General features: G+C 73.3%; 15 protein-coding genes. 10 read left to right on the top strand and 5 right to left on the bottom strand.

Annotated features, from left to right (window positions below; genetic code table 11):
- The first annotated feature begins 169 nt into the window (after positions 1-169).
- A complete protein-coding gene (locus tag ACZ4Z1_RS31000) occupies positions 170-1,504 on the top strand; it encodes a hypothetical protein (RefSeq protein WP_468489959.1) in 1,335 nt (444 codons plus the stop codon).
- A 333-nt stretch (positions 1,505-1,837) separates the two neighbouring features.
- Here ACZ4Z1_RS31000 and ACZ4Z1_RS30995 read toward each other — a convergent pair whose 3' ends face one another.
- The 3 genes from ACZ4Z1_RS30995 to ACZ4Z1_RS30985 form a co-directional block, all read right to left on the bottom strand.
- The gene (locus ACZ4Z1_RS30995) at positions 1,838-2,479 is read right to left on the bottom strand and encodes a PH domain-containing protein (RefSeq protein WP_468489958.1); all 642 of its coding nucleotides are present in this window, start codon (positions 2,477-2,479) and stop codon (positions 1,838-1,840) included.
- Positions 2,480-2,678: 199 nt separating this feature from the next.
- The gene (locus ACZ4Z1_RS30990) at positions 2,679-3,326 is read right to left on the bottom strand and encodes a class F sortase (RefSeq protein ID WP_468489987.1); all 648 of its coding nucleotides are present in this window, start codon (positions 3,324-3,326) and stop codon (positions 2,679-2,681) included.
- The gene (locus ACZ4Z1_RS30985; protein WP_468489957.1) at positions 3,323-4,486 is read right to left on the bottom strand and encodes a hypothetical protein; all 1,164 of its coding nucleotides are present in this window, start codon (positions 4,484-4,486) and stop codon (positions 3,323-3,325) included. The genes ACZ4Z1_RS30990 and ACZ4Z1_RS30985 overlap by 4 nt, the downstream gene beginning before the upstream one ends.
- A 452-nt stretch (positions 4,487-4,938) precedes the next feature.
- Between ACZ4Z1_RS30985 and deoC the strand changes: the two genes are divergently transcribed.
- From deoC to ACZ4Z1_RS30970, 3 genes are read left to right on the top strand one after another with little or no spacing between them, the layout of a single operon-like run.
- Positions 4,939-5,934 carry a deoxyribose-phosphate aldolase gene (deoC, locus tag ACZ4Z1_RS30980; RefSeq protein ID WP_468489986.1) on the top strand — a complete coding sequence of 332 codons (996 nt, stop codon included), beginning with the start codon at positions 4,939-4,941 and terminating at the stop codon, positions 5,932-5,934.
- A gap of 2 nt (positions 5,935-5,936) precedes the next feature.
- Complete coding sequence (locus ACZ4Z1_RS30975; RefSeq protein ID WP_468489956.1) at positions 5,937-7,367, top strand: aldehyde dehydrogenase family protein; 1,431 nt, start codon at positions 5,937-5,939, stop codon at positions 7,365-7,367.
- Complete coding sequence (locus tag ACZ4Z1_RS30970) at positions 7,360-8,262, top strand: aldehyde dehydrogenase family protein (RefSeq protein WP_468489955.1); 903 nt, start codon at positions 7,360-7,362, stop codon at positions 8,260-8,262. The genes ACZ4Z1_RS30975 and ACZ4Z1_RS30970 overlap by 8 nt, the downstream gene beginning before the upstream one ends.
- Before the next feature lie 102 nt (positions 8,263-8,364).
- Here ACZ4Z1_RS30970 and ACZ4Z1_RS30965 read toward each other — a convergent pair whose 3' ends face one another.
- On the bottom strand, positions 8,365-8,766 hold the full coding sequence (locus tag ACZ4Z1_RS30965) for a hypothetical protein (protein ID WP_468489954.1): 402 nt from the start codon (positions 8,764-8,766) through the stop codon (positions 8,365-8,367).
- A 140-nt stretch (positions 8,767-8,906) separates the two neighbouring features.
- Between ACZ4Z1_RS30965 and ACZ4Z1_RS30960 the strand changes: the two genes are divergently transcribed.
- A complete protein-coding gene (locus ACZ4Z1_RS30960; protein ID WP_468489953.1) occupies positions 8,907-9,572 on the top strand; it encodes a uridine kinase family protein in 666 nt (221 codons plus the stop codon).
- Positions 9,573-9,749: 177 nt separating this feature from the next.
- Here the strand turns inward: ACZ4Z1_RS30960 and ACZ4Z1_RS30955 are convergent, their stop codons facing one another.
- Positions 9,750-10,541 (bottom strand): SigE family RNA polymerase sigma factor, encoded by a 792-nt coding sequence (locus ACZ4Z1_RS30955; protein WP_468489952.1) that lies wholly within the window; start codon positions 10,539-10,541, stop codon positions 9,750-9,752.
- A 298-nt stretch (positions 10,542-10,839) separates the two neighbouring features.
- Between ACZ4Z1_RS30955 and afsQ1 the strand changes: the two genes are divergently transcribed.
- The 5 genes from afsQ1 (at position 10,840) to ACZ4Z1_RS30930 (ending at position 14,972) form a co-directional block, all read left to right on the top strand.
- Positions 10,840-11,517 carry a two-component system response regulator AfsQ1 gene (gene afsQ1, locus ACZ4Z1_RS30950; protein ID WP_398166513.1) on the top strand — a complete coding sequence of 226 codons (678 nt, stop codon included), beginning with the start codon at positions 10,840-10,842 and terminating at the stop codon, positions 11,515-11,517.
- A gap of 56 nt (positions 11,518-11,573) precedes the next feature.
- Complete coding sequence (locus tag ACZ4Z1_RS30945) at positions 11,574-13,256, top strand: ATP-binding protein (RefSeq protein WP_468489985.1); 1,683 nt, start codon at positions 11,574-11,576, stop codon at positions 13,254-13,256.
- A complete protein-coding gene (locus tag ACZ4Z1_RS30940) occupies positions 13,253-13,948 on the top strand; it encodes a GerMN domain-containing protein (protein WP_468489951.1) in 696 nt (231 codons plus the stop codon). Before ACZ4Z1_RS30945 ends, ACZ4Z1_RS30940 begins: the two co-directional genes overlap by 4 nt.
- Positions 13,949-14,203: 255 nt before the next feature.
- Positions 14,204-14,716 carry a VanZ family protein gene (locus ACZ4Z1_RS30935; protein WP_468489950.1) on the top strand — a complete coding sequence of 171 codons (513 nt, stop codon included), beginning with the start codon at positions 14,204-14,206 and terminating at the stop codon, positions 14,714-14,716.
- 49 nt (positions 14,717-14,765) lie between these two features.
- Complete coding sequence (locus ACZ4Z1_RS30930) at positions 14,766-14,972, top strand: PspC domain-containing protein (RefSeq protein ID WP_468489949.1); 207 nt, start codon at positions 14,766-14,768, stop codon at positions 14,970-14,972.
- The last annotated feature ends 106 nt before the right edge of the window (positions 14,973-15,078 follow it).

Raw genomic sequence — 15,078 nt, 5'->3', positions numbered from 1 at the left:
GTCACGTACGACGGGCCCCGGGACCACAGCGTTCCGGGGCCCGCTCCATTTCCCCCGTACGAGTGATAGCCGTACTGCACCTGCCGCAGCGCGCCCCCACGGCCCCGCGTGCTCCGGGCCACCCTGGTCTGGTCCGACAACCTGCCCAGCCCTCCCAGGAGTTGCCGCAGTGTTCCCGACCGCGTCCAGCCCGGCCGCCGCCCCCGCGCCGACGGCGGCCCCCGCTTCCCGCGGCCCTGCCACGCGGGCGGCCGGGAACCTGCTGCGCCGCGCCGGGCCCGCGCTCCTCGGGTACACCGCCGTACGGCTGCTGGGCACCCTGGTGCTGATGAAGTGGGCGCACCTCCAGCACCGGGGACTGTGGCCGCTGCTGGCCAACCGGTGGGATTCCCGCTGGTACTTGGGGATCGCCGATCACGGCTACTCGTACGCGTTCGACGAGAACGGTGCCGGCGAGAGCAACCTCGCCTTCTTCCCGCTGTATCCGGTGCTCGTGAAGGCCGTCGCGGGTGTGACGCCCGGTTCCCGCGCGTCCGTCGGGCTGGTCGTCGCGGCCGGCTGCGCGCTGCTGGCCGCCTGGGGGATCTTCGCGGTGGGCGACCGGCTGTACGGGGCCCGGGCCGGCACCGTGCTGGCCGTGCTGTGGGGTGCCACGCCGGTGGCCGCCGTCCAGTGGATGGGTTACACGGAGTCGCTGTTCACCGCGCTGGTGGCCTGGTCCCTGTACGCCGTGCTGACCGACCGCTGGGTCGCGGCCGGTGTGCTCTGCCTGCTCGCCGGTCTCACCCGCCCCACCGGTCTCGCGCTCGTCGCGGCGGTCTGTGTCAGTGCGGTGGCCGCGCTGTGGCGTGTGCGCCGAGCCGCCGCCGTTCCGGAGCCCGAATCCGCTGCGCCGCCCGCGCCTGAGCCCACGGCCCCGCCTGCTCCGGCGTGCGTTCCGGCGCCCGCTCCCCCGACCGCTCCCGCTCGCAGGCCCGCGCCCCCGGCCTCGGACCCCGCCCGGGTACGCCGGATCGTCCTCGGCGCGCTGCTGGCGCCACTCGGCTGGCTCGCGTACGTCGGGTGGGTGGGCCTGCGGCTGGGGCGCGCCGACGGGTATTTCGCGGTCCAGCGGCAGTGGGAGAACCAGTGGGACGGCGGCGAGGAGACGCTGCGTACGCTGCGCAACCTGTTGATCTACCCGTCGCACCCGCAGTTCTTCCTGGTCGTGGTGGCGCTGGTGCTGATCGTGTCGGTGGCGCTGTTCCTGCTGTGCGTGTGCGACCGGCAGCCCCTGCCGCTGCTGGTCTTCAGCGGGGTCCTGCTGCTGATCGTGCTGGGCAGCGGCGGCGTCTTCTTCCCCCGGGCCCGCTTCCTGCTGCCCGGTTTCCCGCTGCTGCTCCCGCTGGCGCTGGCGATCGCCCACGCGCACCGCCGGGTCGCCGTGCTGGCCCTGTCGGCGGCCGCGCTGGGCTCGGCGTACTTCGGCGCGTACATGACGCTGGTGTACGGCGGTCCGCCGTGACCCGTCCGCGTACCCGGCCCGCTCAGGCCGCGGTGCGGTAGCGGAGGTGGACCGTGCCGTTGCCGAAGCGGTGTTCTTCGAGCAGTTCGAGGTCCAGCCGGACGCCGTCCGGGAAGTGCGGGTGCCGCCGCCCACCAGGACCGGGGTGGGGAAGAGGCGGTACTCGTCGACCAGGCCCGCCCGGATCGCGTGGGCGGCCGGTCCGGGGCCGCCCGGCCGGCCATGGTCCGGTACATCCGGCGGCCGAAGAGGTACGTGCCGCACGCGCGCCAGCTCGTTGACGAAGCCGTGCACCGGGTCCCGCTCAGGGCCTTGCCGTACGCGGCATCGCCCCTACACCGCTATGAGCACCACCAGCGCCACCGCGCCCACCACGCACGGCGCCAGCACCTCGTACGCCCACCTGACCACCGGGGCGCCCTGCGCGCCTTCCCGCCTGGCGTTCCGCTCCTGGAGCTCCCGCAGTTCGTCGAGCGTCCGGTCGGCGGTGGCGCGCGGCACGCCGGTCTCCGGGCCGGATCCCAGAGGCGCTTCGTGGCGGCCGCGCGCCGGGCGCCCCGCGGCGCGCTGCGCCTGCCGGTTCGCCTTCTTGCGCTGCCGCAGCGACACGGGGACCGACCAGAGCTGGTACTTCGTACCGTCGGCGGTGAAGACCTCGCTGGAGAACGACGCCTTCAGGTCCGCGACCGCCGCCCAGGGCAGCGTGATCGTACGGAACGGGTTGCGCACCACCAGCCGGTCTGCGCCGGCCCGCACCAGCGGGCGCAGCGTGAAGGCGGCCACCAGCGGCACCACGAACAGCAGCCCGGCCGCCGCCGTCAGCTTGGTGTGCGCCGCGCCGCGCACCAGCGCGTCGCCGCCCAGCCAGGCGGCCAGCGCGAGGAGCAGCACCCCGGCGACGAGGGCCGCGGGCGAACGGTAGCTGCGGTCCGCGTACTGCTCCTGCGGCGTGGAGGACTGTTCCGGGCTCGTCATGGTGCCGATTCTGCCTGAGCGTCCGGAACGCGGACATTGCGTTACGGCATCATTCGTACACGGGCGTGCGCACCTGCCATCCGCGCGCCGGGCGCCCGCGGGCTCGGTCCGTACGCCGGGCGCCCGCACGCTCTTCGTACACCGGAGCGCCCGTACCCACGGCGCGCACGCCGGGGTGCCCGCGCACGACGGCGCTTCCTCAGGCCGCCACCAGATCGGCGTAGACCACGATGTTGTCCGGCCGGTGGCCGTCCACCAGGCCGCCGCCGCAGGTCACCAGGCGCAGTTCGGGCCGGTCGGTGTCGCCGTAGACCCGCTGGGTGGGGAACGCCTTCTTGTCCACCTGCTGGAGCGCCCGGACGGCGAAGACCGCGGTCCGCCCGTCCGCCCGGTCGACATAGATCTTGTCGCCGGGCCCGATGCGGCCGACGTCGCGCAGTACGGCCGGACCGTCGACGGTGTCGTAGTGGCCTATGAGGACGGCCGGCCCGGTCTCGCCGGGGGTGACACCCTTGTCGTACCAGCCGATCCGGCCTGCCTGTGCCACGGACGGCACCTGGACCGCGCCGTCGGCGGCGAGTCCCAGGTCCAGGACCGGCCCGGTGTTCACGCCCGCGGCCGGTATGCGGACGCGTACGGGCCGGGAGGCGGGCAGGGCGGCCGGTGCCGGCGCGCGCGGGGCCGCGGCGGGGGCGCCGGCGTTCACGACGTGGACGGGCGGCGCCACGCCGGAGGCGCCGCTGTCCAGGACACCCCGGGCGATCAGTACGCCGCCGGCCACGAGGAGGAACAGGCTGGCCGCCGTCAGCAGGCGGTCCGTCCGGCGCCGGTCAGGGCGCCGGCTCAGCACCCCGTTCCCTCGGACTGCCGGCGGCGGCGCACCGCGAAGACGACGCCCGCGGCACCGGTCGCGGCGAACAGGCCGCCCGCGGCGAACAGCGGGGTGGTGTCCGGCTGCTCCAGGTCCTCGTAGCCGGCGGCCACGGCGCCCTTGGGCAGCGCCTTGGTCTGGCTGCCGGCCGGCGTGGCCTGGGCTCCGACCGCGCCCGTGCTCTTGCTGCCGGCCGGCTTTGCGCCGGGCGTGCCGCCCTTGCCGGGCTGTGCGGCCGGCTTGCAGCCCTGGGGCAGGGCGGGGTAGTTGGCGGTGCCGGGCGGGTAGTTGCCGCCCTGCATCTTGAAGCGGAGCTTGGGCCGGGCGCCGTACGGGTCGACGATCTTCGCGCCGAAGCGGGCGAGGGTCGGGTGCGTACGGTCGAGGAAGGCGCCCGGTACGGCGTTGCCCGGACCGTCCTCGAACGTCGCCGCCGGCCCCTGGGGGCCGCGGGTCAGTACGGCGAGGGTGCCGCCGCCGATGGCCACGCGGCGGGTGACGGTGCAGCTCTTGCGGCTGCCGGAGGCCGTGCCGTTCTTGGCGAGCTGGTGCGCGGTGGCCTGTCCGGGCCGGTGCCCGGTGGCCTGGCCCGCCTGGTGCCTGCCGCCCTCGCCGGTCACCTTGCCGCCGGCGACCTTGCTGCCGGTCGCCGTGTCCCCGGTCGTCCTGCCGCCCGTGGCGGGCGCCGCGGCCTTCGGCAGCGCGTAGCTCTTCGTGCCGCCGGTGCCGCCGCTGACGCGCAGTTTCGGTGCCGTGCCCGAGGTGCCGGTCAGCCGCAGGGACAGGCCCTTGATCTGCGCGCTCGGGTGGCCGCGGTCGAGCAGGCCGAGCACCCGTACGAGGTACCGGTCGCCCGGCTTCCACTGCGGGCCGACGTAACGGATCCACGCCTCCGGGCCGCCCGCGGAGGGCACGTTGCGCAGTACGGCGACCATGCCGTTGCCGATGGCGACCGGCTTGCCCTCGTAGCGGCCGGTGCCGTCGGAGGCGGGCTGGGCGGAGACGGCCGTGACGGACGTGACGGGGGTGGCGGGCGCGGCGGCGAGGGCACCGGAGGCGGAGCCGAGGACGGCAGCCCCCAGGGCGGCGGACACGACGGCGGCACGCAGCGTGCGGCGGGCGGACTGTGCGGTCATGGGGGACCCCCGTGGGATGGTCGGTCGTTCGGCGACGTGACCACATCCGCCGCCCTTCGTACGGAGGGCCGGAAAGTGCTGCGGTGCGGTGCGGCAACAACAAAGCTAGGTGACGGCCGTGACGGCCCGTCCGCTGTTGTGTAACGGTCGCCGCACAGAAGCCCATCACTCCCCCGGGCACCTGTTACAGAAGGCCTGCGTACAGCGGTCACACGGGCCCCGGACGGCTGTTACACGTGCCCCGCGAACCCGTTACGAAACGGCCTCCGTACACCCGTCACGAACCGGCTCCGCGCACCCGTCACAGACGTCCCCCGCGCATCCGCCACGAACCGTCTTCGGGAGCCCGGCCGGACGGCGGCCGCCGGCCCGGCCGTACAGCCGCCGCGCCGGTATCCGTCGACAGGGGGGTGACATGCAGCTACGCGCGTAGATATGCTCCCCTCGTGACCATGCCCACCACTGTTCCCGCATACGGCAAGGAAGCCGCGGGGCGTCTGGCGTCGATGGCGGACGTGACCGCTTCCGACGGTGCGCTGCGCCGCTTCCTGCACGGCCTCCCGGGCGTCGACGCGGTCGGCCTCCAGGCCCGCGCCGCGACCCTCGGCACCCGCTCGATCAAGACCACGGCGAAGGCGTACGCCATCGATCTCGCCATCTCGATGATCGACCTGACGACGCTCGAAGGAGCGGACACCCCGGGCAAGGTCCGGGCCCTGTGCGCCAAGGGGATCAACCCCGATCCCACCGACCGCACCACTCCCAAGGTCGCCGCGATCTGCGTCTACCCCGACATGGTGGCGACCGCCAAGGAGGCCCTGACCGGCTCCGGCATCCATGTCGCCTCCGTCGCCACCGCCTTCCCGGCGGGGCGGGCCGCGCTGCCGGTCAAGCTGGCCGACACCCGTGACGCGGTCGCGGCCGGCGCCGACGAGATCGACATGGTGATCGACCGGGGCGCGTTCCTGTCCGGCCGGTACATGTCCGTCTTCGAGGAGATCAAGCAGGTCAAGGAGGCGTGCCGCCGCGAGGACGGTTCGTACGCCCACCTGAAGGTGATCTTCGAGACCGGCGAGCTCCAGACGTACGACAACGTGCGCCGGGTCTCCTGGCTCGCGATGCTCGCGGGCGCCGACTTCATCAAGACCTCGACGGGCAAGGTGGCCGTCAACGCCACCCCGCCCGTGACCCTGCTGATGCTGGAGGCCGTCCGCGACTTCCACGCCGCGACCGGGGTACAGGTCGGTGTGAAGCCGGCCGGCGGCATCCGTACGACCAAGGACGCGATGAAGTACCTGGTCATGGTCAACGAGACGCTGGGCGATCAGTGGCTGACCGCCGACTGGTTCCGCTTCGGCGCCTCCAGCCTGCTCAACGACCTGCTGATGCAGCGCCAGAAGCTCAGCACCGGCCGCTACTCCGGCCCCGACTACGTCACGGTGGACTGACCATGACCTTCGCATACGCACCGGCGCCGGAGTCGCGCGCCGTCGTCGACATCGCGCCGTCCTACGGGCTGTTCATCGACGGCGAGTTCGCCGACGCGGCCGACGGCAAGGTCTTCAAGACCGTCTCGCCCGCGAACGAGGAGGTCCTCTCCGAGGTCGCGCAGGCCGGCTCGGAGGACGTGGACCGCGCGGTCAAGGCCGCCCGCAAGGCGTTCGAGAAGTGGTCGGCGCTGCCCGGCGCCGAGCGCGCCAAGTACCTCTTCCGCATCGCCCGCCTCATCCAGGAGCGCTCCCGCGAGCTGGCCGTCCTGGAGTCGCTGGACAACGGCAAGCCGATCCGCGAATCCCGCGACTCCGACCTGCCGCTGGTCGCCGCGCACTTCTTCTACTACGCGGGCTGGGCCGACAAGCTGGGCCACGCGGGCTACGGCACCGACCCGAAGCCGCTGGGCGTGGCCGGCCAGGTCATCCCGTGGAACTTCCCGCTGCTGATGCTGGCGTGGAAGATCGCCCCGGCGCTGGCCTGCGGCAACACCGTCGTCCTCAAGCCGGCCGAGACCACACCGCTGTCCGCGCTGTTCTTCGCGGACATCTGCCGCCAGGCGGGCCTGCCCAAGGGCGTCGTCAACATCCTGACCGGTGACGGCTCGACCGGCGCCGAGCTGGTCGCGCACCCCGACGTCGACAAGGTGGCGTTCACCGGCTCCACGGAGGTCGGCAAGGCCATCGCCCGTACCGTCGCCGGTACGGACAAGAAGCTCACCCTGGAGCTGGGCGGCAAGGCCGCGAACATCGTCTTCGACGACGCGCCGATCGACCAGGCCGTCGAGGGCATCGTCAACGGCATCTTCTTCAACCAGGGCCACGTCTGCTGCGCGGGCTCGCGCCTGCTGGTGCAGGAGTCCGTGCAGGACGAGCTGCTGGCTGCGCTCAAGCGGCGGATGAGCACGCTGCGCGTCGGCGACCCGCTGGACAAGAACACCGACATCGGCGCGATCAACTCGGCCGAGCAGCTGGCCCGCATCACGGCGCTGGCCGACGCGGGCGAGGCCGAGGGCGCCGAGCGCTGGGCCCCGGCCTGCGAACTTCCCGGCGAGGGCTACTGGTTCGCGCCGACGCTGTTCACCGGCGTCACCCAGGCCCACCGCATCGCCCAGGAGGAGATCTTCGGGCCGGTGCTGTCGGTGCTGACCTTCCGTACGCCGGAAGAGGCGGTCGCCAAGGCCAACAACACTCCGTACGGGCTGTCGGCGGGCGTCTGGACGGAGAAGGGCTCGCGCATCCTGTGGATGGCGAGCAAGCTCCGGGCGGGCATCGTCTGGTCCAACACGTTCAACAAGTTCGACCCGGCCTCGCCGTTCGGCGGCTACAAGGAGTCGGGCTTCGGCCGCGAGGGCGGCCGGCACGGTCTGGAGGCGTACCTCGATGTCTGATCGCTTGAGCGTTCTCAAGACCTACAAGCTGTACGTCGGGGGCAAGTTCCCCCGGTCCGAGAGCGGGCGGGTGTACGAGGTGACCACAGCGACATCAGCCGCTGCCGCGGCGGGCAAGGGCAAGTGGCTCGCCAACGCGCCCCTGTCGTCCCGTAAGGACGCCCGGGACGCGGTCGTCGCGGCCCGCAAGGCGTTCGGCGGCTGGTCCGGCGCCACGGCCTACAACCGCGGCCAGATCCTCTACCGCGTCGCGGAGATGCTGGAGGGCCGCCGCGAGCAGTTCGCCGCCGAGGTCGCCGACGCCGAGGGGCTGTCGAAGGCCAAGGCCGCGGCGCAGGTGGACGCGGCCATCGACCGCTGGGTCTGGTACGCGGGCTGGTCCGACAAGGTCGCCCAGATCGCGGGCTCCGCGAACCCGGTGGCCGGGCCGTACTTCAACCTGTCGTCCCCGGAGCCGACCGGTGTGGTGGCCGTGCTGGCGCCGCAGGAGTCGTCGTTCCTCGGCCTGGTGTCGGTGATCGCCCCGGCGATCGTCACGGGCAACACGGTCGTGGTCGTCACCAGCGAGAAGTCGCCGCTGCCCGCGCTGTCGCTGGGCGAGGTGCTGGCCACCTCCGACCTGCCGGGCGGTGTGGTCAACATCCTGTCGGGCCGGGTCGACGAGCTGGGCGGGCCGCTGGCCGCGCACCAGGACGTCAACGCGATCGACCTGGCGGGCGCCGCGGCCGACGCGGAGCTGGTCAAGGCGCTGGAGACGGCCGCGGCCGACAACCTCAAGCGCGTCCTGCGTCCACAGGCTGTGGACGGCGTCACCGACTGGACCGCCGATCCCGGTACAGAACGGATGCTGGCCTTCCTGGAGACGAAGACCGTCTGGCACCCGATGGGGATCTGACCCCGGCCCGCGAGCGTCCGTGCCCGCGGGGACACGCTTCCGCCCGCCCTCAGCTGTCCACGAGGGCGGGCGGACCGCGTTCCGCCGCGCACCCCGGCGCCCTCAACCGGGCAGCAGCCCCATGACCTTCCCCGTCACCGGCATGTCCCCCAGCGCGCCCCCGCGCGCGATCGGATCCGTCACGATGCCGGTGGTCAGCGGCTTGAAGTCGGCGACCTGGGTGCCGATCTTGTTGGTCAGCGGGTCGGCGGTGGTGCCCGCCAGCGGGTCCAGCTTGAGGCTCTTGACCGGCCCGACGCCGCCCGCGACGGAGTGCAGCAACGCGCCCCCCAGTGCCGTGCCGGCCGCCTTGATGTCGAGATCGCTGTCGTGACGGGACGCGGCGCCCGCCGGTGCCGCACCGGCCGCCGCGAGCGCCGCACCGGCCGCCGTGATCGCCAGCCCGGCGCGCGTCAGGCCGCGCGGTACGCGGCGCCGGTGCCTGGGTCGTGCGTGTGAGGCCATGTGCTGCCACCTGCCTGTGCGTCGAAAAGTAAATTATTGAGTAATCGAACGATTGCGAAGCGTAGTTGAGCGGTGCCGGACCGTTCCAGCGACCGCGCACCGGGTAACCCGCACGGCCCAATGCGCGACAATGGCTCCCCGTGAGCTCCCACATCGCCGCCCGGCCGCCCGCCGCCCGGGTCGTCCTGCTGACCGGCCCCTCCGGCTCCGGCAAGTCGTCCCTCGCCGCCCTCAGTGGCCTGCCCGTGCTCAACCTCGACGACTTCTACAAGGAGGGCACGGATCCGACGCTGCCGGCGCTGGCCGGCGGCGGCACCGACTGGGACTCGCCGCTGTCGTGGGACGCGGGTGCCGCCGTCGCCGCGATCGAGGAACTGTGCCGTACGGGACGTACGGCCGTACCGGTGTACGACATCGCCGCCAGCGCACGGGTCGGAGAAACGGTTCTGGAACGGGGCGCGGCACGCCTGTTCGTCGCGGAGGGCATCTTCGCCGCGGACATCATCGAGCGGTGCCGTACGGCGGGCCTGCTCGCCGACGCGCTGTGCCTGCGCGGCCGCCCCACCACGACCTTCCGGCGGCGGCTCGCCCGCGACCTGCGCGAGGCCCGCAAGCCGGTGCTCGTCCTGCTGCGCCGCGGGCTGCGCCTGATGCGCGCCGAACGCGCCATCGTCGCCCGGCACACCGCGCTGGGCGCCCACCCGTGCGCGAAGCCGGAGGCACTGGCGCGGATGGCGGCGGCGCGGGACGCGGATACGCAGGCCACGGAAGCCGCACCGGCCGCGCCCCGGGAAGTCTGCGCCTGAACGGCCCGGGCCCGCGCGCGGCGGGCCCGAACGGCGAAGGAGCGGATTCGCGCCGTACCCCCCGGCCGGCCGAACCCGCTCCTCATCCCCCCGTATCCCCCGTGGATCCCCCCTCGGGATCTTCCCCCCGTCCCCCCTCTTTTCTCTCTCCCCCGTGTCCCCCCGTCTTCCCCGCCCTCAGGCCACCAGCTCGCCGAAGGACTCCTGCTCGTCACGGCCGAAGCTGAGGACCTCGTCCTCCCGCAGCCGGCGCAGGGAGCGCCAGATGCTGGACTTCACCGTGCCGACACTGATGTCGAGGATGTCCGCGATCTCCGGGTCCGTACGGCCCTCGTAGTACCGCAGCACCAGCATCGTGCGCTGCGTCTCGGGCAGCCGGGCCAGCGCCTGCCACAGCACCGCGCGCAGCTCCGTGCCGCGCATCGCGTCCGTGTCCCCGGCCGTCTCCGGCAGCTCCTCGGTCGGGTACTCGTTCAGCTTGCGGCGGCGCCACGCGCTGATGTGCAGGTTGGTCATCGTGCGGCGCAGGTAGCCGCCCAGCGCCGCCTTGTCACTGATCCGGTCCCACGCCCGGTAGGTCGAGAACAGCGCGCTCTGCAACAGGTCCTCGGCCTCGAAGCGGTCACCGGTCAGGTGGTAGGCGGTGGCGTACAGGGAAGCGCGGCGCTCCTGGACGTAGGCGGTGAACGCCGCGGCGGCGTCCCCCGTCTCCTCCGCCTGCGACGCGGCGCGCCGTTCCCCCGTGCCTTCCCTGTACGCCGGCCCCGCGGCGGAACCACCGTTGCCCCCGTCGGTTCCCCCGTCGCGCTGCGTCATCGCGTCGATCGCGATCATGTACGGAATGCGATGACGCCCGGTGCCGCGAGCGCACCCCCGCCCGCCCACGGCACCGGACTTCTCGGTGGCCCGGCCGACATCGTGCAGACGCGTGATGACTGCGCTGGTCGTGGTGCTGTGCAGTGTGTTCATCGCGCGCCCCCCGTCGGTAGACCCTGCTTGCTTCGGTTCGTGATGGGGAAAACTCTGCCGAACCAGTTTCATGACGCTGTCTGCCGTCTGTCACAGCCCTGTCACAGCGGGAGGGTCGGGGCCCGGACACCGGACGGACACCGTGCGGACACCGGGCGGTCCGGGGCCGACAGGCCGAACGAATCCGCGCGGGCCGGGGCCGGGAGGCCGTACCGGCGTCTCCTGGGCCGGGGCCCGGGCACCGCGCGGAGCCCGCGCAGGTCGAAGTCGTGGTCGCCCATGGGCCAGAATGGCCGGTGTGCCTTTCCTGTTGCTGATCGAGGACGACGACGCCATCCGCACGGCCCTCGAACTCTCCCTGTCCCGCCAGGGTCACCGTGTGGTGGCCGCGGCGACGGGCGAGGACGGCCTGAAGCTGCTGCGCGAGCAGCGCCCGGACCTGATCGTGCTGGACGTGATGCTGCCGGGCATCGACGGTTTCGAGGTGTGCCGGCGGATCAGGCGTACGGACCAGCTGCCCATCATCCTGCTGACCGCGCGCAACGACGACATCGACGTGGTGGTCGGGCTGGAGTCCGGCGCGGACGACTATGTGGTCAAGCCGGTGCAGGGCCGGGTGCTGGACGCCCGCATCCGGGCCGTGCTGCGGCGCGGGGAGCGGGAGTCCAACGACGCGGCGACGTTCGGTTCCCTGGTCATCGACCGCTCGGCCATGACGGTCACCAAGAACGGCGAGGACCTGCAACTGACCCCCACCGAGCTGCGCCTGCTGCTGGAGCTGAGCCGGCGCCCCGGGCAGGCGCTGTCCCGCCAGCAGCTGCTGCGGCTGGTGTGGGAGCACGACTACCTCGGTGACTCACGGCTGGTGGACGCGTGCGTGCAGCGGCTGCGCGCGAAGGTGGAGGACGTACCGTCCTCACCGACCCTGATCCGTACGGTCCGCGGTGTCGGCTACCGGCTGGACACCCCGCAGTGACGGAGCGCTCGTCCGAGAGCCGTACGGACGCCGAGGCGTCCGGTGACGGTGTGGCCATGCCGGAGCGGCCCTCCTTCGCCCGGCGCTGCGTACGGGCGCTGGGCCTGCTGCGCTGGACCAGCCTGCGGCTGCGGCTGGTCTTCGTCTTCGCGCTGGTCGCGCTGACCGCGGCGGTCTCCGCCTCCGGCATCGCCTACTGGCTCAACCGCAACACCGTGCTGGACCGCACCCAGAACTCCGCCCTCAACGACTTCCGCAAGTCGCTGGAGGACAGCACCCGTTCGCTGCCGCTGCGCCCGCGCTGCACGGAGCTGGACGACGCGGCACGGCAGATGGCGGGCGGACCGCAGAACTACGCCGTCCTGCTGGTCGCGCAGGGCAGCGACGGCAAGCAGTGCGTCGCCTCCACCGACAAGGACCTCTTCACGCTCAAGACGGTGCCCAGGCCGCTGCAGACGGCGGTCAACGAGAAGCGCGCGCTGGACGACGGCAACCGCGTCCCGTACCACATGTACTGGCAGCGCAAGGAGCTGCACGACACGCCGTACCTCGTCGCCGGAGCCCGGATGAACGGCGGCGGGCCGACCGGCTACATGCTCAAGTCGCTCGCCACCGAACGGCAGGACCTCAACTCGCTGGCCTGGTCGCTGGGGATCGCCACCGCGCTCGCCCTGGTCGGCTCGGCGCTGCTGGCGCAGGCCGCCGCGACCACCGTGCTGCGGCCCGTGCAGCGCCTGGGCCACGCGGCCCGGCAGCTGGGCGAGGGACGGCTGGACACCCGGCTGCGGGTGACCGGCACCGACGAACTCGCCGACCTCTCGCGCACCTTCAACCGTACGGCCGAGCGCCTGGAGCAGCGGGTGGCGGAGCTGAGCGGCCGGGAGGCGTCCTCCCGCCGCTTCGTCGCGGACATGTCGCACGAGCTGCGTACACCGCTGACGGCGATCACGGCGGTCACCGAGGTGCTGGAGGAAGAGGAGGACGTCCTCGACCCGATGATCGCGCCCGCGGTGAAGCTGGTGGTCAGCGAGACCCGGCGGCTGAACGACCTGGTGGAGAACCTGATGGAGGTCACCCGCTTCGACGCGGGGACGGCGCGCCTGGTGCAGGACGACGTGGACGTCGCGGACCAGGTGACCGCGTGCATCGACGCGCGGGCCTGGCTGGACGCGGTCGAACTGGACGCCGAGCGCGGCATCGTGGCCCGGCTGGACCCGCGCCGCCTCGACGTCATCCTCGCCAACCTCATCGGCAACGCGCTCAAGCACGGCGGCTCGCCGGTCCGGGTGTCGGTACGCACCGAGACGACGGAGAACGGCGAGGACCTGCTGATCCGGGTACGGGACCACGGTCCCGGCATCCCGCAGGAGGTCCTGCCGCACGTCTTCGACCGCTTCTACAAGGCGAGCGCGTCCCGGCCGCGGTCGGAGGGCAGCGGCCTGGGGCTGTCGATCGCGCTGGAGAACGCCCACATCCACGGCGGTGAGATCACGGCCGCGAACTCGCCGGAGGGCGGCGCGGTCTTCACGCTACGGCTGCCGGTGGGCACAGGGCCGGCGGAGGACGGTGCCGAGGCGGACACGGACACGGACGCCGGTACGGGCGCGGACAGCGACGTGCGCACCGGCGCGCACCCCGGCGCGGAGGCAGACACGAACACCGGCGCGGACACCGGCCCGGACGGCACGGAACGCCGCGGTACCGAGCCCCGCGGCACGGAAGGCGGTGACGGCCGATGACGTGGCGCACCCGTACACCGTCGCCCGGGGACCGCCCCGGTACACCGTCGTCCGGGAACCGTTCCCGGACGCGGCTCTCGCCCCGGCGCCGGGACGCCGTGCTGACGGCCGTGGCCCTGGGCGCCCTGCTGCCGGCCCTCGCGAGCTGCGGCATCCGCGGTACGTCCGTTCCGGTCGACGCCGGGGGCGCTCCCTCGCGGGTCAGCTGCGAGGTTCCCGCGGGCTCGGTGGCCCCGGCCCCGCCCGACGGTTCGCGGGTCACCGTCTACCTGGAGTGCAGCTCGGCGCTGGCACCGGTGGAGCGGACCGTGACCAACCCCAAGCAGCCCGCCGACCGCCTCCGGTCGGCCCGCGCGCTGCTGGACGAGCTCCAGAAGCAGCCTGGGCCCGTCGAGGAACAGGCCGGGTTCAGTACGGCGGTGCCCGAGGACCTGGAGGTGTCCGGGCCGCGAGCGGGCGACCCCGCGGCGACGCTGCGGCTGAGCGCGCGGCCGGAGGACCTGCCGTCCTTCGCGCTCGCCCAGATCGTGTGCACGTTCGGCGAGAGCGCGGCACTGGACCGTACGCACGCCGCGGTGCTGGGCGGTCCCGGTGACGGGCGTCCGCAGCGTTACCCCTGCTCGGCCGATGTGCGGGCGCACCCGGACAGCGTGCTGAGCACGGGTTCGGACGTGCCCGCGGCGTCGGGCTGAGGCCACGCGGCGCGGCGCGGGCCCGGCGGTACGGGCTGCGAGGCCGTACGCAGCCCGGGCGCGAGCCGAACGCAGACCGGGCGAAGGCCGGACGTGGGCCATACGCAGGCCGTGCGGGCCCCTACACAGGCCGTGCGGGGCCGGACGTGGCCCCCACGCATGCCGTGCACCGCGTCTTACGGAACCGCAGCCGCCGGTACCCGCGTCCTGGCCTGTGTGCAGGGTCATGGCCGCGGCGGTACCGCCGCCCTCCGTATGCGCGCCGCGGGAGCCGTCCTCCTCGTGGCGCATCTGCTGATCGTCGGCTGGCTGACGCTGCGCCCCCGTCCGGTTCCCTGGGTGCCCGCCGCGAACTTCCGGCCGCTGGCGACGATCCGCGCGGAGCTGGCGCACGGCCCGTGGGAGGCCGCGCAGAGCCTCGGGGGCGCGGTGCTGCTGCTGGCGCCGCTGGGCATCCTGCTGCCGCTGGCAGCCGGGCGCCTGAACGTTTCCCCACTGGGCTCCCTGGCGCGTACGGTCTTCACCGGCGCGATGGTCTCGCTGGCGATCGAACTGCTCCAGGCCGGAATACCCGGCCGGGTGCCCGACGTGGACATGGTGCTGCTGAACACCGCCGGGGTGGTACTGGCGCACCTGCTGGTCGTACCAGGGTTCCGGTGCCGGCTCCGCCGCAAGGAGGACACCCCCGCGCGGCCGACCCCCACGAGAGCCAGGGTTCACATCGCACCGCAGGCCGACGCCCTGTCGGGTTCCCGGACCTACCTTTGAGACATCGGGGCACACAGTCCCGTACCCGGTCGAAAAGGAGTCGAGAACCATGGCCGCCGCACTGGTCCGCCCCCGCAACAACAGGATGATCGCCGGAGTGTGCGCGGGCCTGGCGCGGCGCTTCGGCACCTCGCCCGGCACGATGCGCGTGATCTTTCTGCTCTCGTGTCTGCTGCCCGGCCCGCAGTTCCTGATCTACCTGGCCCTGTGGCTGTTCCTCCCGTCCGAGGACAAGGCCCGCCGCACCGCCTGGTAGCCCGGCATGGGCGTGGGGGGGGGGGGGGGGGGGGGGGGGGGGGGGGGGGGGGGGGGGGGGGGGGGGGGGGGGGGGGGGGGGGGGGGGGGGGGGGTGGGGGGGGACG

This window comes from Streptomyces sp. NPDC030165 (assembly GCF_055573595.1).
This window is presented reverse-complemented; position numbering and strand designations above follow the sequence as displayed.